The organism is Actinacidiphila sp. bgisy167, from assembly GCF_057707665.1.
In genome coordinates, this window is the sequence record NZ_JBYIQP010000059.1 from 14,007 (window position 1) to 36,569 (window position 22,563).

Here is a 22,563-nt window from a genome sequence, read left to right on the forward strand (position 1 = left end):
CCCGCGCGCCGGAGCCGCACACCTGCGACGCATGACGTCGGGATCAGTCCTGCTCCCTTCGGATGAGGCAAATCTCGAAATTTCCATGCCACGTTCGAGTGAATTTCCCTCAAGCTATTTCCCCACATGGCCACTTGCCACACAAAGGATCATCAAAAAACCTGCACAGTCGTCAACCCTCCTTCCAATATGCCCCGTTCACCCCTTACGCGATCACCCATAGCAGCACGGAACGGACAGCTGCATGACCTGCGCATTACCGGGCAGCAGCGCGGCGACCGCCATTCCGGGCGGAAATTTACTCAGCCAGAGGCGCCCGCTATGGTGCATCAAATGTTCCAGCTCCCCCGCACGAACACCCTGTCCCCCGGCAGGACCAAGACCGGGAATTCCGTTCTCCCCGCCCCGCGCAAGGAACCCTCCCCCGGCCACGGGCCGGCCGCCCCCGCAGGATCCGCCGCCCCTGCCGCGCACCACTTCCCCTCCGCCGGGCGCGACCCGTTCTTCGACAACGCCAAGTACCTCGCCATCGTCCTGGTCGCGATGGGCCACGCCTGGGAACCGCTCACCGGGCACAGCAGGGCCGCCGGCGCGCTCTACCTGCTCGTGTACACGTTCCACATGCCGGCGTTCATCGTCATCTCCGGCTACTTCTCGAGGAGTTTCGACGCCCGTCCGGACCGGGTCAGAAGGCTGGTCACCGGCGTCGCCGTCCCGTATGTGCTCTTCGAGGCCGCGTACTCGCTCTTCCGGAACTGGGCCGACGACAGCGCCTCCCAGGCGATCAGCCTGCTGGACCCCTGGTACCTCACCTGGTTCCTCGTCGCCCTCTTCGTCTGGCGCCTCACCGCGCCCGTCTGGCGGGTCGTGCGTCACCCGGTCGCGGTCGCCCTGGTGATCGCGGCCCTCGCGTCGAGCTCCCCGGCCATCGGCGACGATCTGGAACTTCAGCGCGTCCTGCAGTTCCTGCCCTACTTCGTGCTCGGCATGTGCCTGAGGGCCGAGCACTTCCACCTCGCACGGCACCGGGTGGTGCGCGTGCTGTCGGTTCCGGTGGGGCTGGCCGCGCTGACCGTCTGCTACTGGGCGGCGCCGCGGATGGACCGCGCCTGGCTCTACCACCGCACCAGCGCGCAGGAACTCGGGGCGCCCTGGTGGGCGGGACCGGTCATGACCGCGGCGCTGTTCTGCTGCTCCCTGGCGCTGACGGTGAGCTTCTTCGCCTGGGTGCCGCGCCGCCGCACATGGTTCACGGCGCTGGGCGCCGGCACGCTCTACGGCTACCTGCTGCACGGCTTCCTCGCCAAGGGCTCGCGCTTCGGCGGCTGGTACGACCACGGCTGGATCCACACCCCGCCGGGCCAGGTCGCGGTCACCGCCCTCGCCGTCGTGGTGGTCACGGCGTTGTGCACCCCGCCCGTACAGCGCGTCTTCCACTTCGCGATCGAGCCGAGGATGCCCTGGGCGTTCCGGCCGGCGCCTAGTCCCGGGACACGATGAGCAGGGCGCGGTCGTCGTTGACGTCCTTGGCGACCGCCTCGATCAGCTGCCACGCCGCGCCGCGGAAGCCATGGGCGACATAGCGGTCGGCCTCGCCGATGAGCCGGTCGATGCCCTCGGTGAGGTCGCGGCCGGCGGCCTCGACCAGGCCGTCGGTGAAGAGCAGCAGGACGTCGCCGGAGCGCAGGGTGCCCTTCACGCTGTGGAACTCGGCGCCGTCGTACACCCCCAGCAGCGGTCCCTCGGCCGCCTTCTCCTCCCAGCGACCGGTGCCCGCGCTGAGCTGCATACCCGGCAGGTGGCCCGCGGAGAGCAGCTCGTAGTCGCCGGACTCCAGGTCCAGCACCAGGTGGACGGAGGTGGCGAAGCCCTCCTCCCAGTTCTGGCGCAGCAGGTAGCCGTTGGCGGCGGTGAGGAAGGCGTGCGGCGGCAGCGAGCCGAGCAGACCGCCGAAGGCACCGGACAGCAGCAGCGCGCGCGAGCCTGCGTCCATGCCCTTGCCCGACACGTCGGTGAGCACGGCCTCCAGGACGCGCCCGCCCGACGTGCGGGTGGCCACCACGAAGTCGCCGGAGAAGGACTGGCCGCCGGCCGGCCGCAGCGCCATCTCGGCGTGCCAGCCCTCGGGCAACCGCGGCAGCCTGCTCTGCACCCGGATGCGCTCGCGCAGGTCGAAGAGCATCGTGCCGCCGCGCATCCAGGGCACGCCGACCCGGGCGCGGAACTGCGCGACGATCAGCCCGGCCAGCGCCACCGCCGCCACCACGAGCACGATCCCCGGGGTCACTCGGCCCACGCCGCCGCGGTACGGGCCGAGGACGGCGGACTCCACGACCAGCGCCGCGGCGGCGGCTCCGTACAGCAGGAGGAGGCTGGAAGGGCGCAGCAGCAGGCCGCCGACGAGGACAGGCAGCACCAAGGTGGTGGGCGGGCACCATTGCGGCGCCAGCACCGTGCCCCAGGCGATCAGCGGCACGGTGGCCGTCAGGACGGTGAGGGCGAGCCAGTCGGCCGCGTCGCCGCGGAAGTAGTCCACGGCGGATTTGCGCAGGCTGACCCGGGCCCGGTGGACCGTCCTGCGCCACCGGGCCCTGAATCCGTCTCCTGCCGGGCGTCGTGCCATCTTCCCGGCGACCCTATCCACCCTCACCCACTCCTCGCATGGGTGGTGCCCCCCAAGGTGCGCCGTTCGCCGCAGGAACCGGCGAAAACCGGTCGCCCGTCCCAAGGGACGGCTGGTAGGCAGGGCACATGACGGTGGAGTTGCGGGTTCTCGAGTCCGGACAGTGGGACGAGTGGTTCAGCGCGCTGGAACGCGCGTTCGGCAGCGCGCGCGAACCGGTGGAGGAACGGGAGTTCGACCGCGGTGTGACCGAGCTCTCCCGGTCGATCGCGGCGTGGGACGGGACGGAGGTCGTCGGCACGGCGGGGGCGTTCTCCTTCCGCATGGCGGTGCCGGGCGGCGCGGTGGTCCCGACGGCCGGCGTCACCATGGTCAGCGTGGCGTCGACACACCGCCGGCGCGGGCTGCTGACCTCGATGATGCGGCGGCAGCTGGACGAGGTGCACGCGGGGGGCGAACCCCTGGTGGTGCTCACGGCGTCCGAGCCGGCGATCTACGGCCGGTACGGCTACGAGGTCGCCACCCGCCAGATGTCCCTGGAGGTCGACACCCTGCGCGCGGGCCTCAGGGCGCCCGCGGGCGCCGACGAGGTCACCCTGCGCTTCGCCGACCCGGAGGAGTCCCTGGGGCCCTGCGAGGAGGTCTACGCGCGCCTGGTGCCCACCCGGCCGGGCATGCTGGAGCGGCGGCCGAACTGGGAGCGCAAGGGCGTGCTCGACCCTGAGGCATACCGGGACGGCGCCTCGAACCTCCTCTGCGTGGTCGCCGAACGGGACGGCGAGGTGCGGGGCTACGCGCGCTACGCGGTGAAGCCCTCCTGGAACGCGGCTGGCCCCGACGGGACGGTGGTGCTGCGGGACCTGGAGGCACTGGACCCGGACACCACCGCGGCGCTGTGGCGCTATCTGTTCGGCATCGACCTCACCAGCCGCGTCACCTCCCGCAACCGTCCCGCCGACGACCCGGTGCTGCACCTGGTCGACGACGTCCGCCGCTGCGGCGTCCGCTTCCGGGACGGCCTGCTGCTGCGCCCGGTCGAGGTGGGCGCGGCACTGTCGGCCCGCTGCTACGCGGCCCCGGTGGACGTGGTGCTGGAGGTCACCGCCCCCTTCTGCCCGTGGAACGAGGGCCGCTGGCGGCTGGGCGGCGACGCCAAGGGCTCCTCGTGCGAGCGGACGACGGACCCCGCGGACCTGGCGCTGTCCGTGCGCGAGCTGGGAGCGGCCTATCTGGGCGACGTCTCGCTGACCGCGCTGGCACGGGCCGGCCGCGTGCGGGAACTGCGGCAGGGTGCGCTGCGGGAGGCCGCGGTCGCCTTCGGCGGTGACGTCGCCCCCTGGCTCCCGCACGGCTTCTAGTGCCGCATCAGGCTCGCGACCTCGCGAAGGCGTTCGTCGGCGGTGTGTTCGTTCGGCCGGACGGCGTCGCGGCAGATCATGCTTCTCTGCTCCTCATGGCTGGTGTGACGGCCACGAGAGCGAGGTGGCGCAGGGCGGTGGCCCGGGCCTCGATCCGGTTAACGCCAGGCGCTGTTGCTCGCGGCGTAGGCGAGCTCCACGGTGTTCGCCGACGCCCACGTCGCGACCCGCTGGCAGCGCCTCGCGGTCGGGTGCGGGGAGTAGTCGTCGCAGACGATCGCGATGCGCACGTCCGCCGGGTGCGGCCAACGGGCAGCGGCAGAACTCGGCACCTTCGGCCTGTTCTTGACCATCTGGGCGTGCCCGCAGAGCTGGGCCTCGGCGAGCGGTCAGCGCTGCTCGGCGGCGAACCGGCGTATGGCGACGCGCTGCCACTCGGTGACCCGCACGACCACCCACGGCAGCACGAAGAACGCCACCACTCCGGCCGAGAAGTGCAGCGCGACCGCTCCGGCCGGGGTCGGCCCACCCCAGGCGTCGGTGGGGTAGGGCTCCCAGCCCCAGATCGGGTAGGTCAGATTGCGCGCGGACACGATGGCCCAGCCGATTGCGGCCGCGAACGACAGCGCGGTCAGGGCCATGTTGACGAAGAAGAACACGACGGCGCCCGAGAAGCGGGCGGAACGGCGCGGCGCCAGGTGCTCACCGAAGAAGACCCTCAGCCGCATGCGCTCGAAGAGCGGCCCGACCGCGGCGGCGGCCACCAGCGCCGCTGACAGCACCAGGGGTCCCAGCCCCGGATGCGCGCTGTCCTGGGTGGCCTTCATCACGGACTGCAGGGCCAAAACCAGGCCGGCGACGAGCGGCACCAGCAGCGCGTACAGCAGATGCCGCCAGGTGTCGCCGCGGAACGGAAGCGTCAGCAGGCCCACGGGCCGGTGCGGAGCGGCCGGGTCTGCGTGCCGGGGCGGGTGGAGTCGGGCACGAGAGGTTCTTTCCTCTCCTGAAGTCCGGCGGATACGGAAACGTCGGGACAGGGCACGGCCCTCGCGGTCGCGTTCAGGCCGCGCTGGTCGTCGCCCGCTCGCCGGCGGACTCGGCGCAGCCAGGTGAGAGCAACTGCAGCGCCATCGCGGTGCCGGTGGGCCCAGCGCGCTGTCGTGCGGGCTCAGCACCTGGTTCACCGTCTCCCGGCCTGCACGTGCGACCACATGATCATTCTAGCCGTCCGGTGCCGCCTGGAACAGCGATCGAGCGGTGCATCACGGCAGAGCGGACGTTGCTTGATGCGGCACGGGGCGGTGTTGTCCTGGGCCGGTCCCGGGCGCCCGGCGGCCGTTCCCCGGACGGGGGCTCCGTTGCGGGCGTTTCCCCTCCCGGCCGGCCCGCAGGAGGCGGCGTCAGCTCGCGGCGGGCTGGCAGGAAGGGCACCAGAAGAGGTTGCGCGCCGCCAGGGAGGCGGTGCGCACCTCGGTGCCGCAGATGTGGCACGGCATCCCGGCGCGGCGGTAGACGTAGACCTCGCCGCCGTGGTCGTCGACGCGTGGTGGACGGCCCATGGCCTCGGGGGTGTGTTCCGGACGGACGGTGTCGATGCGGTTGTGCCGCACGCCCTCACGCATCAGGGCCATCAGATCGGCCCAGATGGCGTCCCACCGGTCGCGGTCCAGGCCGCGGCCCGGCAGGTAGGGGTCGATCCCGTGCCGGAAGAGGACCTCGGCGCGGTAGACGTTGCCGACGCCGGCCACGACCTTCTGGTCCATCAGCAGGGCGGCTACGCTGGTGCGGCTGCGCGCCACGCGGGCCCAGGCGCGTTCCCCGGTGTCGGCCGGCCGGAGCGGGTCCGGACCGAGCCGGTCGTGTATCGCCTGCTTCTCCGCCCCGGTGATCAGCTCGCACGCGGTCGGCCCGCGCAGGTCGGCATGGTGTTCTCCGGTGGCCAGACGCAGCCTGACCTGGCCGACGGGGGGCCCGCCGGGGCCGGTGCCGAAGCCGAACTTCCCGTACAGCCCGAGGTGGACGTGCACCCAGCCGACCGGGCCGAACCCGAGGAAGAGGTGCTTGCCGTGGGCCTCGGCGGACTCCATCACGGCGCCGTCCAGGAGGGCGGCGCCGTCGGAGAACTTGCCCTGCGGACTGCTCGCGCGGACCTCGCGGCCGGCGAAGCGTTCCCGGTGGTCCGCGGCCAGGCGGTGGATCGTATGCCCCTCGGGCATGCCCGGATCAGCCCTCCTGCGGGTGGTGCGGGGGGATCGGGGGCAGCTCGCCGGTGGTCTCGTAGACGCTGAGCATGTCGATGCGGCGGGAGTGGCGCGGCTCGCCCGAGTACGGCGTGCCGAGGAAGACCTCGACGAACCCGGTGGCCTCGTCCGTGGTGTGCATGCGGGCACCGACGCTGATGACGTTCGCGTTGTTGTGCTCGCGGCCGAGGGTCGCGGTCTCCCGGCTCCAGGCGAGCACGGCCCGGACGCCCTTGACCTTGTTGGCGGCGATGGCCTCGCCGTTGCCCGAACCTCCGATCACGATGCCGAGGGAGTCGGGGTCCGCGGCGGTGCGCTCCGCGGCGCGCAGGCAGAACGGCGGGTAGTCGTCCTGGGCGTCGTAGACGTGGGGGCCGCAGTCGACGGGCTCGTGCCCGTTCGCCCGGAGCCACTCGACGAGGTGGTTCTTGAGTTCAAAACCGGCATGGTCGGAACCGAGGTACACACGCATACGGCGAGTGTCGCACGGGTGCGCCGAGCGACATGCCGTGGGTGTTCCCCGAGGGGTTCCCGGCGCCGAACACGGCGGCGTACAAAGGCCGCGGGGGCGGGGCCTTGCCCCGCCCCCTCCTGGGCGCCGTACGCCGTACCGGTCCGGCGCCGGTGCGCCGCACCGGTCAGCCGCGGCGGCCGGCCAGCTTCCAGGCGGCGGGCAGCGCGCCCATGGCGAGGGCGGCCTTCAGCGCGTCGCCTATGAGGTACGGCGTCAGGCCCATCGCCAGGGCCTGGCTGGGCGACAGATGCGCGGCCAGCGCGAGGTAGGGGACGCCCACCGCGTAGGTGACGGCGCTGCCGGCCACCATGACGCCGGCCATCCGCCACACGCCGCGGTCCGCACCCCGCCGGGCCAGCGCGCCCACGAGCGCCGCCGCCAGCGCCATGCCGAGGATGTAGCCGAAACTCGGCGCCGCCGCGCCGGACGACCCCTCCGCGAACCACGGAACACCGGCGACACCGGCCACTGCGTACAGCGCGAGCGCCAGGAAGCCGCGCCGCGCGCCGAGGGCCGTGCCCACCAGCAGCGCGGCGAAAGTCTGCCCCGTCACGGGCACCGGCGATCCGGGGACCGGCACGGACAACTGCGCGGCCAGGCCGGTCAGCGCCGCGCCGCCCACCACGAGGGCCACGTCACGCAGGCGCGACGCGGGGATGAGGTCGGCGAGGACCGGGTGGGTCCGTACGGCGGAAGCGGGGGTGACTGCGCTGGCCATCGGTGACTCCGCAAGGTGAGGGCGGTTCGGGACACCGTGACGTTAACCCGCCGCGCCCTCCCTGATCATCGTCCGTCGATCACAAAGGCGGGATCACAGCGTTTATGGCGTCCCCACAAGGAAGCTCCGTCAAGCGTGAGCTTCGTCACCCGGTTCTTAGTGGGGTTTCTCCAATCCAACTGAGGCGAACGCCGGCGGGATGCTGCGCCGTGGCCCCGACCCTTGGACGGCGGCCTCCTATGCTGCCCGCATGAGCGCTCCGTCCTCCCCCTCCCGCGTCGGCGTCGTCGGCGAGGTCCTCGTCGACCTGCTGTGGCGTTCCGGGGAGCGGCAGGTCACCCCGGCGCCGGGCGGCAGTCCCGCCAACGTCGCGGTCGGCCTGCGCCGACTGGGCCGGCCCACCACCCTGGTCACCACATGGGGCGACGATCCGCCCGGTGAACTGGTGCGCAGGCACCTGGAGTCCACCGGGGTCGAGGTCGTGCGCGCCGTGAGCCCGGCCGGGCGCACCACACTGGCGGTGGCCTACCTGGACCGGGACGGCTCGGCCTCCTACGACTTCCTGGCCGCGTGGGACCCGGAGCGGCTGGCGCTGCCCGCGGACACCGCCGTGCTCCACACCGGTTCGCTCGCCGCGGTCGTCGAACCGGGGGCGACACGGGTGCTCGAACTCTGCCGCGAGCTGCACGCCGTACCAGGGCGCACCGTCGTCGTCGACCTCAATGTGCGGCCCGCCGTCCAGCCCGACCGGCTCGCCTACCGCAGGGCGTGCCTGCGGCTGGCCGGCGTCAGCGACGTGGTCAAGGCCAGCGACGCGGACCTCGCCTGGCTCTTCCCCGGGCTCGCCCCCGAGGACGCGGCGCGGGCGTTGCTCGCCGAGGGACCGCGGCTCGCGGTCGTCACACTGGGCGCGCGGGGCGCGTTCGCGGTGACCGACGGCGGCCTCGTACGGGTGGCCGCCCCCGAGGTGGGCGTCGTGGACACCGTCGGGGCGGGCGACGCCTTCCAGGCGGCGCTGCTCGACGCGATCGCGGGCGCCGGCGTACCCGCCTCGCGGGACGCCCTCGTCGCCGTGCTGGAGCGGTGTGTCACGGCCGCGGCGCTCAACTGCACGCGGACGGGCGCGGATCCGCCGTCCCGCGCCGAGCTGGACGCGGCGCTCGCCGCGCGACGCGCCTGACGCCACCGGTCCGGCGGGGCGCCGGCGGCCGCGAAAAGCGCGGCACCGGGTGCCGGCCGTGGTTACCCTCGCATGATGAGCGAGACGCGGCTGACCGGACAGGTACTCGTCTTCGACGCGGACGACACGTTGTGGGAGAACAACGTGGTCTTCGAGCGGATCATAGAGGACTTCCTGGACTGGGTGGACCATCCCGTCCTGGACCGCTCGCAGATCAGGGCGCTGCTCAACGAGATCGAGGCGGCGAACGCGGTCGTGCACGGCTACGGCAGCAAGGTCTTCCTGCGCAGCCTCGGCGAACTCCTGGAGCGGTTGCGCGAAAGGCCGGTGACACCGGCGGAGCGCCGACGCGTGGAGGAGCTGGCGGTGGCCTTCGTGGAGCACAAGGTGGAGCTCATGCCCGGCGTGGCGAGCACGCTGGAGGAGCTGGGATCCCGCCACGAACTGCTGCTGCTCACCAAGGGCGACGACGAGGAACAGGCGCGCAAGGTGGCGGCCTCGGGGCTGGCGGACCGCTTCCTCGGGGTGCACATCGTGCCGGAGAAGGCCGCCGGCACCTATAGCGCGCTCCTGGCGGAGTACGGCTTCGCGCCGGGCAGGAGCTGGATGGTCGGGAACTCCCCGAAGTCGGACATCCTGCCCGCGCGTGAAGCCGGGATGAGCGCGGTCTTCATCCCCAATGTGAACACCTGGGTGCTGGAGCAGTCCGAGCTCGACCCGGCCGACGAGCGGGTGCTGCGGCTGACGGCCTTTCCCGAACTGCTCCGGCACTTCTGACCGGAGTCGCCGGCTCAGTCGAAGATCGGGCCCTGCTCGCGGGTCCGCTTGATCTCGTAGAAGCCCGGCGTCGACGCGACGAGCAGCGTGCCGTCCCACAGGCGCGCCGCGGCCTCGCCCTTGGGCGCCGGCGTGACGACCGGACCGAAGAAGGCGATCTGCTCGCCGTCGGCGCCGGGGACGGCGATGACCGGGGTGCCGACGTCCTGGCCGACCTTGGAGATGCCCTCCTGGTGGGAGGCGCGCAGCTCCGCGTCGTAGGTGTCGCTGTCGGCGAAGTCGGCGAGGTCGGTGGGCAGGCCCGCCTCCTCCAGAGCGGCGACGATCACGTCGCGGTCCTTGTGGCCCAGGCCCTGGTTGTGGATGCGGGTGCCCAGGGCGGTGTAGAGGGCGCCGAGCACCTCGCTGCCGTACTTCTGCTCGGCGGCGATGCAGACGCGGACCGGGCCCCAGGCCGTGGTCAGGAACTCGCGGTACTGCTCGGGCAGCTCGTCGCGGTTCTCGTTCAGCACCGCGAGGCTCATCACGTGCCACCGCACCTCGACGTCGCGTACCTTCTCCACCTCCAGCATCCATCGGGAGGTCATCCACGCCCAAGGGCATGCGGGGTCGAACCAGAAGTCCACCGGGGTGCGGGTGGTTGTGCTGTCGCTCACGTCTCTCTCCTCCGGGCACGGCATGAAGACACTGCACTTCACAGCGCCCAACGCCCTCGGCTCCATCTCCATTCCCGAGTCCCGCCGCCGGGCCCGACATGCGAAGATGCCTGACATGCGCAGGAAAGATCCCCGCGACGGCGTGCGAAGGATGGAGACCCCCCGTGCCCGGTGAGAACCTCACACGTGACGAGGCCCGCGAACGGGCACGGCTGCTGGCCGTCGACGGTTACGAGGTGGCCCTCGACCTCCGGTCGGCGCTGAACCCGCAGGAGCGGACGTTCCGGTCCGTGACCACGATCCGCTTCCGCTGCGCTGAGCCGGGCGCGTCCAGCTTCGCGGATCTGCTCGCCCCCTCGGTGACGTCGGTGACGCTCAACGGCCGCGCACTGGACCCGGCGACCGTGTTCGACGGGACGCGGATCGCGCTCGACGACTTGTCCGCCGAGAACGTCCTCGTCGTGGACGCCCAGTGCGCCTACAGCCGGACGGGCGAGGGTATGCACCGCTTCGCCGACCCCGAGGACGGCGAGGTCTACCTCTACACGCAGTACGAGCCGGCCGACGCCCGCCGGGTCTTCGCGAACTTCGAGCAGCCCGACCTGAAGGCGCCGTTCACCTTCTCCGTCACCGCGCCCGAGTCCTGGGTGGTGCTGGGCAACGAGCGCGTGGCCGAGGTCCTCGACGACGGCCTGACCCGGCGCTTCGCGCCGACCCGTCCGATCTCCACCTACATCACTGCGGTCGTGGCCGGCCCGTACCACATGGTCCACGACACTTACCGGCGCGTGCTGCCGGACGGCACGGAGTTGGAGATCCCGCTCGGTGCGCTGTGCCGCAAGGGGCTCGCCCGGCACTTCGACGCCGCCGAGATCTTCACCGTCACCAAGCAGGGCCTGGACTTCTTCCACGACCACTTCGGCTACCCGTACCCCTTCGGGAAGTACGACCAGGCCTTTGTGCCCGAGTACAACCTCGGCGCGATGGAGAACCCGGGACTGGTCACCTTCCGCGAGGAGTACGTCTTCCGCGGCAAGGTCACGCAGGCGTCCTACGAGGGCCGGGCGAACGTCATCCTGCACGAGATGGCGCACATGTGGTTCGGCGACCTGGTCACCATGCGGTGGTGGGACGACCTGTGGCTCAAGGAGTCCTTCGCCGACTTCATGGGCACGTTCTCCCTGGTGGAGGCCACCCGCTTCCAGCAGGGTTGGATCACCTTCGCCAACCGCCGCAAGGCGTGGGCCTACCGAGCCGACCAGCTGCCCTCCACCCACCCGGTCACGGCCGACATCCGCGACCTGGAGGACGCCAAACTCAACTTCGACGGCATCACCTACGCCAAGGGCGCCAGCGTGCTCAAGCAGCTGGTCGCGTACGTCGGGCGGGACGCCTTCCTGGAGGGCGCGCGCCGCTACTTCCAGCGCCACGCCTACGGCAACACCGAGTTGGGCGATCTGCTGTCGGTCCTGGCCGAGACCTCGGGGCGCGACATGACCGGGTGGTCGCGGTCCTGGCTGCAGACGGCGGGCGTCAACTCCCTGACGCCGCAGGTGACATACGGTGCGGACGGCCGGATCGCCGAACTGGCCGTGCTGCAGGAGGCGGCGCCCTCGCACCCCGAACTGCGGCCCCACCGGGTCGCCGTGGGGCTCTACCGGCGCACCGCGGAGGGCACGGTGGAGCGCTACGCGCGGGTCGAGGCCGACGTCGCGGGCCCGCGCACGGTGGTGGCCGAACTGGCCGGGGCGGAGCGGCCCGACCTGGTGCTGGTCAACGACGACGACCTGACCTACTGCAAGATCCGCTTCGACGAGGACTCCCTGGCCACGGTGCGGCAGCACCTGGGCTCGCTCGCCGACCCCATGGCCCGCGCGCTGACCTGGTCCGCGGTGTGGAACATGACCCGTGACGGGCTGATGCCCGCCCGCGACTACCTCGGCCTGGTGCTGCGCTTCGCGGGCGCCGAGACCGACATCGGCGTCCTGCAGGGACTGCACACACAGGCCCGCACCGCGCTGCACGACTACGCCGCGCCCGCCTGGCGCGAACAGGGCGCGAGCGAACTGGCGGAGGGCGCGCTGCGCGAGCTGCGCGCGGCAGCCCCCGGCAGCGGCCACCAGCTGGCCTGGGCCCGCTTCTACGCGGCCGTGGCCGCCGGGGACACCGGGGCGGAGCTGCTGCGCGGGCTGCTCGACGGCACCGAGAAGGTCGACGGGCTCGAGGTGGACCAGGAGCTGCGCTGGACGTTTCTGGGGGCGCTGGCCGCCGCCGGCGCGGCCGACGAGGCAGCCGTCGCGGCGGAGCTCGCCCGCGACGACACCGCTTCCGGCAAGCGGCACCAGGTGCGCTGCCTGGCCGCGCGGCCGTCCGCGGCTGTCAAGGAGCAGTGCTGGACGTCGGTCGTGGAGTCCGACACGCTCTCCAACGCGCTGGTCGAGGCCACCATCGCGGGCTTCGACCAGGCGGGCCAGCGCGAGCTGCTCGCCCCCTACGCGGACCGCTACTTCGACGCGATCGAGCGGATCTGGAAGGAGCGCTCGATCGAGATCGGCATGGCCGTCGTCCGCGGACTCTTCCCGCACCACCAGGACCGGCAGGCCACGCTCGACGCCGCCGACGCCTGGCTGAGCGGTCACACGGACGCCGCGCCGGCGCTGCGCCGGCTGGTCGCCGAGTGCCGTGACGACCTCGCGCGGGCGCTGCGGGCGCAGGAGCGGGACGCGGCGGCGGAAGCCGCCTGAGGCACCCCTTTGGGCGGGGAACCCTCCAGGAGGGTTCCCCGCCCGGAGGCGGAACGCTGCGGGAGGGGCACGCTCCCGGAGGGGGAACGCTGCGGGAGGGGCACGCTCCCGGAGGGGGCGCTCCGGGTGGGGCACGCTCCCGGAGGGGGCGCTCCGGGTGGGGCACGCTCCCGGAGGGGGCGCTCCGGGTGGGGCACAGGCACCGGTCACCCCTTCGGAGTACAGGGCTATGGGCCCGAACCCGGTGTTGCCACGGCATCCCCGGGTCCGGCCGCAGGTGACCGGGGGCTCTTCACCCGGATAGGTGAAAACGGCAGTCGGCAACCGAACGCCTGAACTTTAGTGTGGGGATGTCCGCATTTGTCGACAGAACGGTAACAGCCGTTAGGCTCCCGGAGGGATGCGGGAATCCACCCGCCATGAACCACAACATCCCCCTCAGCCCCCGCCCCCTCGACCACCTCTCCCGCACCCGGCCGACCGTGTTGTCGGCGCGCCAGTTGCGGGAGCACGGCGTCACCCCCGAGGCGCTGGCCGAGCGCTGCCGGCCCGGCGGCCCCTGGCAGGAGGTGCTGCCCCGGGTGTACGTCCTGCACCGCGGCCGGCCCACCGGCGAGGAGCGGGTCCAGGCGGCACTGCTCTACGGGGGCCGCGAGGCCATGGTCACCGGACTCGCGGCGCTCGCCCTGCACCGCTTCTCCTCGGTGCCGCCGCTGGTCGGCCTGGACCGGATCGACTTGCTGGTGACCCGGCAGCGCCGGCTGCGCGCCATCGGCGACGTCGGGCTGGTACGCACCCCCGAACTGCCCCGGCCGCGGGAGGTACAGGGTGTGCCCTGCGCGCCCCTGCCCCGGGCGCTGGCGGACGCGGTGGAGGAGCTGGACGACGCGCGGACGGTGCGCCTGTTGCTGACCGAGGCGGTGCGCGGCGGCCACTGCGAGGCGACGGCGCTGGTCGCTGAGCTGAGCCGGGCCCGTCTGCTGTCCCGGCCGCACGTCGTGGAGGCGGTGGACGCTCTGGTGGCCGAGGGCCGCGCGATCGCCGAGAGCCGGCTGTACGCGATGGTGCGCTGCTTCGGGCTGCCCGACCCGCTGTGGAACGTGGACCTGCGGCTGCCGGGCGGCCCGCACCTGGGCGGCGTGGACGCGTACTGGCCGGAGCACGCGGTCGCGGTGGAGCTCGACACGCGTGTGCCACGGCAGGCGGACGAGGCCCTGTGGGCCGGTTACGCCCGCAGGCGCGAGCACCTGGAGCGGCTCGGCATCACCGTCGTCCACATCACGCCGCGCAAGCTGCGGGAATCACTCGAGCAGCAGGCCGCCGTCGTCCGTACGGCCCTGATGGCGTCGGCCGACCGCACCCCCGCGTCCTGGGTGGTGGTGCTGCCGCGGTGAACCCGGCCGTCAGCGCTTCTCCGGCAGGGGTTCCACGTCGACTCCGCCCGGCTCGCCGGCGAGGGCCGTGCCGGACTCCCCCGCGGAGAAAGCCGGCCCGCCGGGCTTCGTCCCGGCGTATCAGCCCCCGCCCTCGCGTGATCACCTTGATGACACGGCGGCACACGGGACATGCCCCACCTCGGCTCCGCCCTGCCCCACCTCTGCTCCGCCCTGCCTTCGCCGCGGACGACGGCCCCTACCCTGGCGGGATGTCCGCCCCTCATGAACTGACCATGCTGGAACAGGCCGCGGCCATCCGGGCGGGCGAGTTGTCGCCCGTGGAGCTGACGGCCCACTACCTCGACCGGATCGAGCGGCTGGACCCCGTCCTCGGCGCCTACCTGACCGTCACGCCAGAACGCGCCCTGCAGGACGCACGGCGCGCCGAACGCGTTCTCACGGAGGACGGGCCGCTCCCGCCGTTGCTCGGCGTGCCGGTGCCGGTGAAGGATCTGACGCCGGTCGCCGGGGTGCGCTTCACCTCCGGGTCTGCGGTCTTCGCCGATCGGGTCGCCGACCGGGACGCGTACCTCGTCTCGCTGCTGAGGGACGCCGGGACGGTGCTGACCGGCAAGACCAACACCCCCGAGTTCGGGCTCCCCGCCTACACCGAGGGTGCCGCGGGCCCGCCGGCCCGCACCCCATACAACCTGACGCGCGGGGCGGGCGGCAGCAGCGGCGGCGCGGCCGCGGCCGTGGCGGCCGGGCTCGCGGCGGCGGCGCACGGCAGCGACGGAGGCGGCTCGATCCGCATCCCCGCGAGCTGCTGCGGTGTCGTCGGGCTGAAGCCCAGCAGGGGCCGGGTGAGCCCGGCTCCCGGGGGCGACGCGAGCGGGCTGGCCGTCAGCGGGCCCATCGCCCGCACGGTCCGCGACGCCGCGGCCCTGCTCGACGTGCTGGCCGTGCCCGCGCCGGGCGACCCCTTCCGGCTGCCGCCGCCGGAACGTTCGTTCCTGCGCTGGTGCGAGCGCGAGCCGCACCGGCTGCGGATCGCCCGCTGGGCGGTGCCTGACGTCCAGGGCGTGGCGGTCGACCCGCAGGTGCTGGCGGCGTACGAGCGCACCTCGGCGCTGCTGGCCGGGCTCGGGCACGAGGTAGTGGACGTGCCGCAGCCGCTCGCCCCCGGTGACCGCGACGCCTTCACCCCGGTGTGGGCCGTGCTGGCCGCGCTCACCCCCGTGGCGCCGGAGCGGGAGCGGGAGCTGCTGCCGCTCACCCGCTGGCTCCGGGCCCAGGGACGGGACGTGAGCGGCCTCGACTACGCCCGCACATTGGGCGTGATGCAGGGCGTGGGCCGCAAACTGGCCGAGGCCGCCGAGCCGTACGACGCGGTGCTCACCCCGACGCTGGCCCGGGTCCCGGCCCCGGTGGGCGGCCTGCGCGACGACGGGGATCCCGAGGCCGACTTCGCGGCGCAGCTGGCGTTCACGCCGTTCACCGCACCCTGGAACATCGCCGGTCTCCCCGCGGTGTCGCTGCCGCTCGAGTGGTCCCCGCAGGGGCTGCCCATCGGCATGATGCTCGGCGCCCGGCACGGCGAGGAGGGCCCCTTGCTGGCGCTCGCCGCGCAGCTGGAGGCCGCGTCCCCCTGGCGGGCCCGCACGGCCCGCGCGTTCGACGTACCGGGGGCCGCCCGCCAGCCGTCCGCCTGAGCACGCCGGGGAAGACACGGCTCCGGGTGTCCCGGGGGCGCCGCCGGCCGCTCCGTGCGGGTCTCCGGGGACGCGTGGGCCGGGTGCCGCCACCCGGTGGGAACCCGTGCACGGAAAGCGACTGCGCCGCCACGCGGTGGGTATGGCTGAGGCTGTCCGGAGAACGCGCACCCGCGATACGACGCCCCGGGAGGGCACCCCCATGACCGAAGCCGCCGACCGGGACAGACTCGCCGCGCTGCACGGCGTGGACGTCGCCTACCGCCCGTCGCCGGACCGCGAGGTGCGCGTGCCGGTCGAGACGGTCGTGGCGGTGCTGGCCGCGCTGGGCGTCGACGCCTCGACCCCGGCCGCGGTGCAGGGCGCGCTGGCCGCGCACGACCTCCAGGCCGGACGCCGGCTGCTCCCCCGCACCGTCGTGCTGCGCAGCGGCCGCCCCCTGCGGCACCCGCTGCCCGAGGGCACCGCGCTGCGGCTGACGGCGGAGGACGGCACCGAGACCTCCTGGGACGGCGGAGCGCCGCTGCCCGTAGGACGCCATGTGCTGCGGGCGCAGGCCCCCGACGGGCGCAGCGCCTCGGCGCAGCTCGTCGTGGCGCCGCAGCGGCTGCCCGGCCCCCCGCAGCGGGTCATGGGATTCATGGCGCAGCTGTACTCCGTGCTGTCCACGCGCTCCTGGGGCATGGGCGACCTCGGCGACCTCGCGGACCTGGCGGCGTGGACGGGCCGGACGCTGCACGCGGGCTTCCTCCAGGTCAACCCGTTGCACGTGGCCGTGCCCGGGCGTCCCACCGACCCGTCGCCGTACCGTCCGTCCTCACGGCGCTTTCCCGACCCGGTGTACCTGCGGGTGGAGGAGATCCCCGAGTACGCCTATCTCGGCCCCGACGACCGCGAACGGGCGGCCGATCTGCTGCGCAAGGCGGCCGTGCTGCGCGACTCGGTGCTGCTCAAGGACGCCCTGATCGACCGCGACGCGGTGTGGGGGCTCAAGCGCGAGGCGCTGGCGCTGGTCCGCAAGGTGCCCTTGTCCCCGGGCCGCCGGGCCGCGTACTGCGACTTCCTCGCGGAGCAGGGGCAGGCGCTGGACGACCACGCCACCTGGTCGATGCTGGCCGAGCTGCACGGCCCTGACTGGCGCCGCTGGCCCGCGGGGCTGCGCGACCCGCGTTCCGGGCAGGTGGCGCGGCTGCGCGGGGAACGTCTGGACGAGGTCGACTTCCACTGCTGGCTGGCCTGGCTGACGGACTCCCAGCTCGCCGCGGCGCAGCGCTCGGCGCGGGACGCCGGGATGGCCGTCGGCATCGTCCACGACCTCGCGGTCGGGGTGCACCCCTCCGGTTCGGACGCCTGGGCGCTGCAGGACGCCCTCGCCCATGGGATGTCGGTCGGCGCGCCGCCGGACGCCTTCAACGCCCACGGCCAGGACTGGGGCCTGCCGCCGTGGCGCCCGGACGCCCTGGCCGCCACCGGGTACGCGCCCTACCGCGATCTGCTGCGCCATGTGCTGCGGCACGCGGGGGGCCTGCGCATCGACCATGTGATGGGGCTCTTCCGCCTGTGGTGGGTGCCCGAGGGCGAGCCGCCGACCAGAGGCGCGTACGTCCGTTACGACGCGGAGGCGATGCTCGGGATCCTCGCGCTGGAGGCACGGCGGTCCGGCGCCGTCGTCATAGGGGAGGACCTCGGCACGGTCGAGCCGGGCGTCCGCGAGGAGTTGGCCGACCGGGGCATCCTCTGCACCTCGGTGCTCTGGTTCGAACGGGACTGGGAACAGGCCGGCGGCTCCTCCCGCGCCCGGCCGCTGCCGCCCGCGGCCTGGCGGGCGGACGCGCTGGCGACGGTGACCACCCACGACCTGCCGACGACGGCGGCCCGGCTGACCGGCGAGCACGTCGGGCTGCGGCACCGGCTGGGGCTGCTGACCCGGCCGCTGGAGGCGGAGCAGACCGAGGACGCGCGGGAGGTCGCGGAGTGGCTGGCGCTGCTCGGCCGGCTGGGGCTGCTGCCGGAGGGCGCCCGGGACGAGGAGGCGGTCGTCAAGGCCGTCCACCGCTTCCTGGCGCGGACGCCGTCCCGGATGGTCGGGGTGTGGCTGCCGGACGGGGTCGGTGACCGCCGTCCGCAGAACCTGCCGGGCACCTGGGACGAGTACCCCAACTGGCGGCTGCCGATCGCCGACCCTGAGGGACGGCCGGTCACCCTGGAGCAGCTGACGGCCTCGCCGCGACTGCACGCGCTGGCCCACGAGGTGCGGACCGCCATGGCGGCGCCCCCGGAGTCGTAACACCACCCCCCGGACGCGCGGGCCGTGGGAGGGTTCGCTACTTTGAGAGCGTGGACAAGCTCAACAAGAACGCCCTGCGCGCCGGTGCCGTGACGGCTGGTACGGCGCTGATGCTGCTGATGTCGTCCCCCGCGTTCGCGCTCAACCGCGACGACGGCGACGACCCGGGTCCCGGTCTGAGCGTGATCCAGACGCTGGGTCTGTACCTCGCCCTGCCGATCGTCCTGTTCCTGGTCATCGCGGGTCTGGTCATCGTGACCGACAAGTCCCGCAAGACGCAGGGCTGATCTTCTTCTCACTTCGCTGACCGGGTCGTGGAGCACCACGGCCCGGTTTCCGGCGTGCCCGGCACCATGTGACGGGGTTCCGGAGACCGACCCTGTGTGCCGGGTCGCGGGCGCGCGGGGGGCCGCGCGGGCGCTTTCCCCCCGACGGCCTCATCCGACGTGACGATGGCGTAGCGCACGGGCTGCGTCGCTCGGGCAGCGCACTCGCCGCGGCAAAAGAGCCCGGAAGACGCGAGGCCCCCTGCGGCGGTGTGCCGCAGGGGGCCTCGCGCTGCTCCGGGTGAGGATCAGCCGGCCGCCGCGTCCGCGGCCCGCGCCTTCAGGGCGCGCTCGACGCCGGCCCGGCACTCCGTCACCATGCGCCGCAGCGCGGGCGCCGGACCGGTCTTCGCCAGCCAGGCGTCGGTGGCGTCCAGGGTCTCCTGGGAGACCTGGAGCGCCGGGTACAGGCCGACGATGATCTGCTGGGCCATCTCGTGGCTGCGGGAGGCGAAAACGTCAGCGACCGCCTCGAAGTACCGCTGCGTGTAGGGCGCCAGCAGCTCGCGCTGGTCGGGCTCGGAGAAGCCCGCGATGACGGCCTCCTGGACGGCGTTGGTGAGCTTCTCCGCCTCGACGACCGAGGCCCACGCCTCGGCCTTCGCCTCGGCCGTCGGACGCGCGGCGCGCGCGGTGGCCGCGTGCCGCTCACCGGCCGCCGTGGCGTCCCGGCCGAGCTCCGCCGCGATGGCGTCCTCGTCGGCACGGCCGGTCGCGGCCAGCCGCTGCAGGAAGGCCCAGCGCAGCTCGGTGTCGACGGCCAGGCCCTCGATCGTCTCCGTGCCGTCGAGCAGCCCGGCGAGGAGGTCGAGCTGCTCCTTGGTGCGGGCCGTGGTGGCGAACGCCCGTGCCCAGGCGAGCTGGTGGTCGCTGCCGGGGGCGGAGGCCCGCAGGTGCTCCAGTGCCGCCTCGGTCCACCGGGCGAGGCCGGTCTCGCGCCAGCCGTCGGCGGCGTAGAGCTCCAGCGCCGTCTTCACCTGGCGGTGCAGGGACTGCACGACGCCGATGTCGGTCTCCTTGCCGATGCCGGAGAGCACCAGCTCGAGGTAGTCGCGGGTGGCGAGTTCGCCGTCGCGGGTCATGTCCCACGCCGCCGCCCACACCAGGGCGCGCGGCAGCGACTCGGTGAAGTCGCCCAGGTGCTCGCGGACGACGGCCAGCGAGGCCTCGTCGAGCCGCACCTTGGCGTAGGACAGGTCGTCGTCGTTGAGCAGCACGACCGCCGGCCGCTTGACGCCGGTCAGCTCGGGCACCAGGGTCAGCTCGCCGTCGACGTCCAGCTCGACGCGCTGGACGCGCACGAGCTTGCCGTCCTGGAGCTCGTAGGCGCCGACCGCGATGCGGTGCGGTCGCAGGATCGACTCGCCCTTGGCGCCGGCCGGCAGCGCGGGGGCCTCCTGGCGCACCGAGAAGGAGGTGATCGTGCCGTCGTCGGCGGTCTCGATCTCCGGGCGGAGGACGTTGATGCCGGCGGTCTCCAGCCACTTCTTCGACCAGGTCTTCAGGTCACGGCCGGAGGTCTCCTCCAGGGCGGACAGCAGGTCGGTCAGGCGGGTGTTCTTCCAGGCGTGGCGCTTGAAGTACGTCTGGACACCGGCGAAGAACGCGTCCTTGCCGACGTAGGCCACCAGCTGCTTGAGGACCGAGGCGCCCTTGGCGTAGGTGATGCCGTCGAAGTTGACCTGGACGTCCTGCAGGTCGTTGATCTCCGCCATGATCGGGTGGGTGGACGGCAGCTGGTCCTGCCGGTACGCCCAGGTCTTCATGGTGTTGGCGAAGGTCGTCCACGACTGCGGCCACGTGCTGCCGGGCGCGTCGGCCTGGCAGGCGATCGAGGTGTAGGTGGCGAACGACTCGTTGAGCCACAGGTCGTTCCACCACTCCATGGTCACCAGGTCGCCGAACCACATGTGGGCCAGCTCGTGGAGAATCGTCTCGGCGCGCCCCTCGTAGGCCGCGTCCGTCACCTTGGAGCGGAAGACGTACTGGTCGCGGATGGTGACCGCGCCCGCGTTCTCCATGGCGCCGGCGTTGAACTCCGGCACGAAGAGCTGGTCGTACTTGGCGAAGGGGTAGGGGAAGTCGAACTTCTCCTCGAACCAGTCGAAGCCCCGCCGGGTGACGTCGAAGATGGCCTCGGCGTCGAGGAACTCCGCGAGCGACGGCCGGCAGTACAGGCCCAGCGGCACGCTGCGGCCGCCCTCGCCCTCCCAGGTGCTGTGCACGGCGTGGTACGGGCCGACGATCAGCGCGGTGATGTACGTCGAGATGCGCGGGGTGGGCGCGAAGCTCCACAGGTCGTCGACCGGCTCGGGGGTCGGGGAGTTGGAGATCACCGTCCATCCGGCCGGCGCCTTCACGCTGAACGTGAACGTCGCCTTCAGGTCGGGCTGCTCGAAGCAGGCGAACACCCGGCGGGCGTCCGGCACCTCGAACTGGGTGTACAGGTAGGCCTGCTTGTCGACCGGGTCGACGAAGCGGTGCAGGCCCTCTCCGGTGTTGGTGTACGCCGCGTCAGCGACGACCCGCAGCTCATTGGCGCCTGCCTGCAGCGACGGCAGGGCGATGCGGCTGTCCGCGAAGACCTCGGCCGGGTCCAGCGCGGCGCCGTTGAGCACCACTTCATGGACCGTGGGGGCGACCAGGTCGATGAAGGTCGAGGCGCCCGCCTCGGCGGAGTCGAAGCGCACCGTGGTCACCGACCGGAAGGTGCCGCCCTCCTGGGCCCCGCTCAGGTCGAGCTCGATGTCGTACGCGTCCACGGTGAGCAGGCGCGCTCGCTGCCGCGCCTCCTCACGGGTGAGGTTGGTGCCGGGCACGTGTCCGTCTCCTTCGTCGAGTTTTCGGCCATCCTCGCATGCCGGAGCGGTGCGACGGTCAGGGGTTTTCCCTCGATGTGCCGGTGTGTCCCCGGCCGCCGCCCGACACCGCCGATGCGGCCACACGGGCTTCAGGGCGGTAGCGGCCCGTCCGCACGACGGCGGCCCTGCGGGCCTGACCGACCCTTTCGGCTGCGTTCTCGCCCGCACGCGAGGCCGCGCCGGCGTCGGGTCGGGGAAGGACTCCCACACCGGCGAGTGGGCGAGTCTTCATCACTGGCACGCAGCGCCGTGCGGACATCTCACTTCGGCAGCGCCGCGTCATCATTTCCGGTGCATTCGAGGCGCCGGACCGGAGCCGCCCGTCGGGCCAAAGCGAGGCGCGGCACTTCGCCTCCTCGCCGGTGCCGAGCAGTCGGACGTCGTCGGGGCGATGAGTGCAGAGGGCGCGACTCCCTCCACGGGGTGCCCGTCCTGCGCAAGGGCGGGTGCCGTCCGGCGACCTCCCGGCCGGAGAACTCGCACGGCCGTGATCACGTACGGCATTCGGCCGGGCCCTTACACCGGCAACCACGCGAGGCGCAATTCACTTCAGGCCGCAAAAGGTGACCGGAGAGTGAACACCTCGATCCATGCGGGTTGTCAGTGGCGCATGACGAGTGCATGATCAACGGGGCGTCCCGGGCTGCATCCCAGGACGCCTCGTCGCGACGAGCAGTACACCTGATCCCTGCAAGGAACAGGAGATACGCATGCCCATCCCCACCAGCATACGGCGCGTCGCGGTCGCACTTGCGGCGACCGCGAGCATCGGGCTAGTCGTGGCACCGGACGCCTCCGCCGCCGAGTGGACGTCGACAATCGCGAGCTGGGCCAAGGGCAACGAGTCCCACCGCTGGGCCGACGAGTCGTACTCGCAGCTCCAGTTCACCGGCTGCTTCGTGCAGAACGGGACCCAGGACGTCACCGTGGCGTACTACCGTGACGTGGCGGTGGCGGTGGACCCCAAGTACGACTCGAAGACGTTCACCGCGTGCTTCGGCAGCGGCACCAGCAACGGCGAGTGGACCGGCCTGCCGTCCGGTGACTACTACTTCAAGGCCATGGACGTCGGCGGAGGCGGCCTGCTCTGGGTCAGCAAGGTGTACGTCGACACCACCCAGGCCGACTGACGGTCCATCATCAGGCGGGTCGCGCGGCAGTGTGCCGTGCGGCCCGCCGCGACTGGAGAAA

General features: G+C 72.8%; 18 protein-coding genes. 10 read left to right on the forward strand and 8 right to left on the reverse strand.

Features of this window, described 5'->3' with window-relative positions:
* The first annotated feature begins 333 nt into the window (after nt 1-333).
* On the forward strand, nt 334-1,500 hold the full coding sequence (locus tag AC3ET4_RS21325; RefSeq protein WP_431951750.1) for an acyltransferase family protein: 1,167 nt from the start codon (nt 334-336) through the stop codon (nt 1,498-1,500).
* Here the strand turns inward: AC3ET4_RS21325 and AC3ET4_RS21330 are convergent.
* Nucleotides 1,481-2,623, reverse strand: a complete 1,143-nt coding sequence (locus AC3ET4_RS21330) for a PP2C family protein-serine/threonine phosphatase (RefSeq protein ID WP_431951752.1) — start codon at nt 2,621-2,623, stop codon at nt 1,481-1,483. The two genes, AC3ET4_RS21325 and AC3ET4_RS21330, sit on opposite strands and share 20 nt — an antisense overlap.
* 128 nt (nt 2,624-2,751) lie before the next feature.
* On the opposite strand from AC3ET4_RS21330, the gene AC3ET4_RS21335 reads away from it, so the two are divergent.
* A complete protein-coding gene (locus AC3ET4_RS21335) occupies nt 2,752-3,981 on the forward strand; it encodes a GNAT family N-acetyltransferase (protein ID WP_431951754.1) in 1,230 nt (409 codons plus the stop codon).
* Between the two features lie 158 nt (nt 3,982-4,139).
* Here AC3ET4_RS21335 and AC3ET4_RS21340 read toward each other — a convergent pair whose 3' ends face one another.
* The 5 genes from AC3ET4_RS21340 to AC3ET4_RS21360 all read right to left on the reverse strand — a co-directional run bounded on the left by AC3ET4_RS21340 (nt 4,140) and on the right by AC3ET4_RS21360 (nt 7,453).
* The gene (locus tag AC3ET4_RS21340; RefSeq protein ID WP_431951756.1) at nt 4,140-4,271 is read right to left on the reverse strand and encodes a hypothetical protein; all 132 of its coding nucleotides are present in this window, start codon (nt 4,269-4,271) and stop codon (nt 4,140-4,142) included.
* A 99-nt stretch (nt 4,272-4,370) separates the two neighbouring features.
* Nucleotides 4,371-4,913, reverse strand: a complete 543-nt coding sequence (locus tag AC3ET4_RS21345; protein ID WP_431951757.1) for a hypothetical protein — start codon at nt 4,911-4,913, stop codon at nt 4,371-4,373.
* A gap of 468 nt (nt 4,914-5,381) precedes the next feature.
* Entirely contained in the window at nt 5,382-6,197 is an 816-nt protein-coding gene (locus AC3ET4_RS21350; RefSeq protein WP_431951759.1) for an Fpg/Nei family DNA glycosylase, read from the reverse strand.
* 7 nt (nt 6,198-6,204) lie between these two features.
* Nucleotides 6,205-6,693: a ribose-5-phosphate isomerase gene (locus tag AC3ET4_RS21355; protein WP_431951761.1), complete on the reverse strand. Its 489-nt coding sequence runs from the start codon at nt 6,691-6,693 to the stop codon at nt 6,205-6,207.
* A gap of 166 nt (nt 6,694-6,859) precedes the next feature.
* Nucleotides 6,860-7,453 carry a biotin transporter BioY gene (locus AC3ET4_RS21360; protein ID WP_431951763.1) on the reverse strand — a complete coding sequence of 198 codons (594 nt, stop codon included), beginning with the start codon at nt 7,451-7,453 and terminating at the stop codon, nt 6,860-6,862.
* A 250-nt stretch (nt 7,454-7,703) separates the two neighbouring features.
* On the opposite strand from AC3ET4_RS21360, the gene AC3ET4_RS21365 reads away from it, so the two are divergent.
* Nucleotides 7,704-8,633, forward strand: a complete 930-nt coding sequence (locus AC3ET4_RS21365; RefSeq protein WP_431951765.1) for a carbohydrate kinase family protein — start codon at nt 7,704-7,706, stop codon at nt 8,631-8,633.
* Nucleotides 8,634-8,708: 75 nt separating this feature from the next.
* Entirely contained in the window at nt 8,709-9,410 is a 702-nt protein-coding gene (locus AC3ET4_RS21370) for an HAD family hydrolase (RefSeq protein WP_431951767.1), read from the forward strand.
* A gap of 14 nt (nt 9,411-9,424) precedes the next feature.
* On the opposite strand, the gene AC3ET4_RS21375 is transcribed toward AC3ET4_RS21370, so the two are convergent.
* Complete coding sequence (locus tag AC3ET4_RS21375; protein ID WP_431951769.1) at nt 9,425-10,090, reverse strand: DsbA family oxidoreductase; 666 nt, start codon at nt 10,088-10,090, stop codon at nt 9,425-9,427.
* A 140-nt stretch (nt 10,091-10,230) separates the two neighbouring features.
* On the opposite strand from AC3ET4_RS21375, the gene pepN (AC3ET4_RS21380) reads away from it, so the two are divergent.
* From pepN (AC3ET4_RS21380) to AC3ET4_RS21400, 5 genes are all read left to right on the forward strand, one after another.
* A complete protein-coding gene (gene pepN / locus AC3ET4_RS21380; protein WP_431951771.1) occupies nt 10,231-12,810 on the forward strand; it encodes an aminopeptidase N in 2,580 nt (859 codons plus the stop codon).
* Between the two features lie 419 nt (nt 12,811-13,229).
* A complete protein-coding gene (locus AC3ET4_RS21385; RefSeq protein ID WP_431951773.1) occupies nt 13,230-14,204 on the forward strand; it encodes a hypothetical protein in 975 nt (324 codons plus the stop codon).
* A gap of 251 nt (nt 14,205-14,455) precedes the next feature.
* A complete protein-coding gene (locus AC3ET4_RS21390) occupies nt 14,456-15,898 on the forward strand; it encodes an amidase (protein ID WP_431951775.1) in 1,443 nt (480 codons plus the stop codon).
* Between the two features lie 202 nt (nt 15,899-16,100).
* Complete coding sequence (gene malQ / locus AC3ET4_RS21395) at nt 16,101-18,185, forward strand: 4-alpha-glucanotransferase (protein WP_431951777.1); 2,085 nt, start codon at nt 16,101-16,103, stop codon at nt 18,183-18,185.
* 50 nt (nt 18,186-18,235) lie between these two features.
* Complete coding sequence (locus AC3ET4_RS21400; protein ID WP_431951802.1) at nt 18,236-18,472, forward strand: hypothetical protein; 237 nt, start codon at nt 18,236-18,238, stop codon at nt 18,470-18,472.
* Nucleotides 18,473-18,759: 287 nt separating this feature from the next.
* Here AC3ET4_RS21400 and pepN (AC3ET4_RS21405) read toward each other — a convergent pair whose 3' ends face one another.
* Nucleotides 18,760-21,330, reverse strand: a complete 2,571-nt coding sequence (gene pepN, locus AC3ET4_RS21405; protein WP_431951779.1) for an aminopeptidase N — start codon at nt 21,328-21,330, stop codon at nt 18,760-18,762.
* A 752-nt stretch (nt 21,331-22,082) separates the two neighbouring features.
* Between pepN (AC3ET4_RS21405) and AC3ET4_RS21410 the strand changes: the two genes are divergently transcribed.
* Nucleotides 22,083-22,502 (forward strand): hypothetical protein, encoded by a 420-nt coding sequence (locus AC3ET4_RS21410; RefSeq protein WP_431951781.1) that lies wholly within the window; start codon nt 22,083-22,085, stop codon nt 22,500-22,502.
* Nucleotides 22,503-22,563 lie beyond the last annotated feature (61 nt).

Bases quoted from the DNA above. Each gene is read 5' to 3' on its own strand.
- AC3ET4_RS21325 (WP_431951750.1), top strand. From the start codon at position 334: ATGTTCCAGCTCCCCCGCACGAACACCCTGTCCCCCGGCAGGACCAAG.
- AC3ET4_RS21330 (WP_431951752.1), bottom strand. From the start codon at position 2,623: ATGGCACGACGCCCGGCAGGAGACGGATTCAGGGCCCGGTGGCGCAGG.
- AC3ET4_RS21335 (WP_431951754.1), top strand. From the start codon at position 2,752: ATGACGGTGGAGTTGCGGGTTCTCGAGTCCGGACAGTGGGACGAGTGG.
- AC3ET4_RS21350 (WP_431951759.1), bottom strand. From the start codon at position 6,197: ATGCCCGAGGGGCATACGATCCACCGCCTGGCCGCGGACCACCGGGAA.
- AC3ET4_RS21355 (WP_431951761.1), bottom strand. From the start codon at position 6,693: ATGCGTGTGTACCTCGGTTCCGACCATGCCGGTTTTGAACTCAAGAAC.
- AC3ET4_RS21360 (WP_431951763.1), bottom strand. From the start codon at position 7,453: ATGGCCAGCGCAGTCACCCCCGCTTCCGCCGTACGGACCCACCCGGTC.
- AC3ET4_RS21365 (WP_431951765.1), top strand. From the start codon at position 7,704: ATGAGCGCTCCGTCCTCCCCCTCCCGCGTCGGCGTCGTCGGCGAGGTC.
- AC3ET4_RS21370 (WP_431951767.1), top strand. From the start codon at position 8,709: ATGAGCGAGACGCGGCTGACCGGACAGGTACTCGTCTTCGACGCGGAC.
- AC3ET4_RS21375 (WP_431951769.1), bottom strand. From the start codon at position 10,090: ATGCCGTGCCCGGAGGAGAGAGACGTGAGCGACAGCACAACCACCCGC.
- AC3ET4_RS21385 (WP_431951773.1), top strand. From the start codon at position 13,230: ATGAACCACAACATCCCCCTCAGCCCCCGCCCCCTCGACCACCTCTCC.
- AC3ET4_RS21390 (WP_431951775.1), top strand. From the start codon at position 14,456: ATGTCCGCCCCTCATGAACTGACCATGCTGGAACAGGCCGCGGCCATC.
- malQ (WP_431951777.1), top strand. From the start codon at position 16,101: ATGACCGAAGCCGCCGACCGGGACAGACTCGCCGCGCTGCACGGCGTG.
- AC3ET4_RS21410 (WP_431951781.1), top strand. From the start codon at position 22,083: ATGCCCATCCCCACCAGCATACGGCGCGTCGCGGTCGCACTTGCGGCG.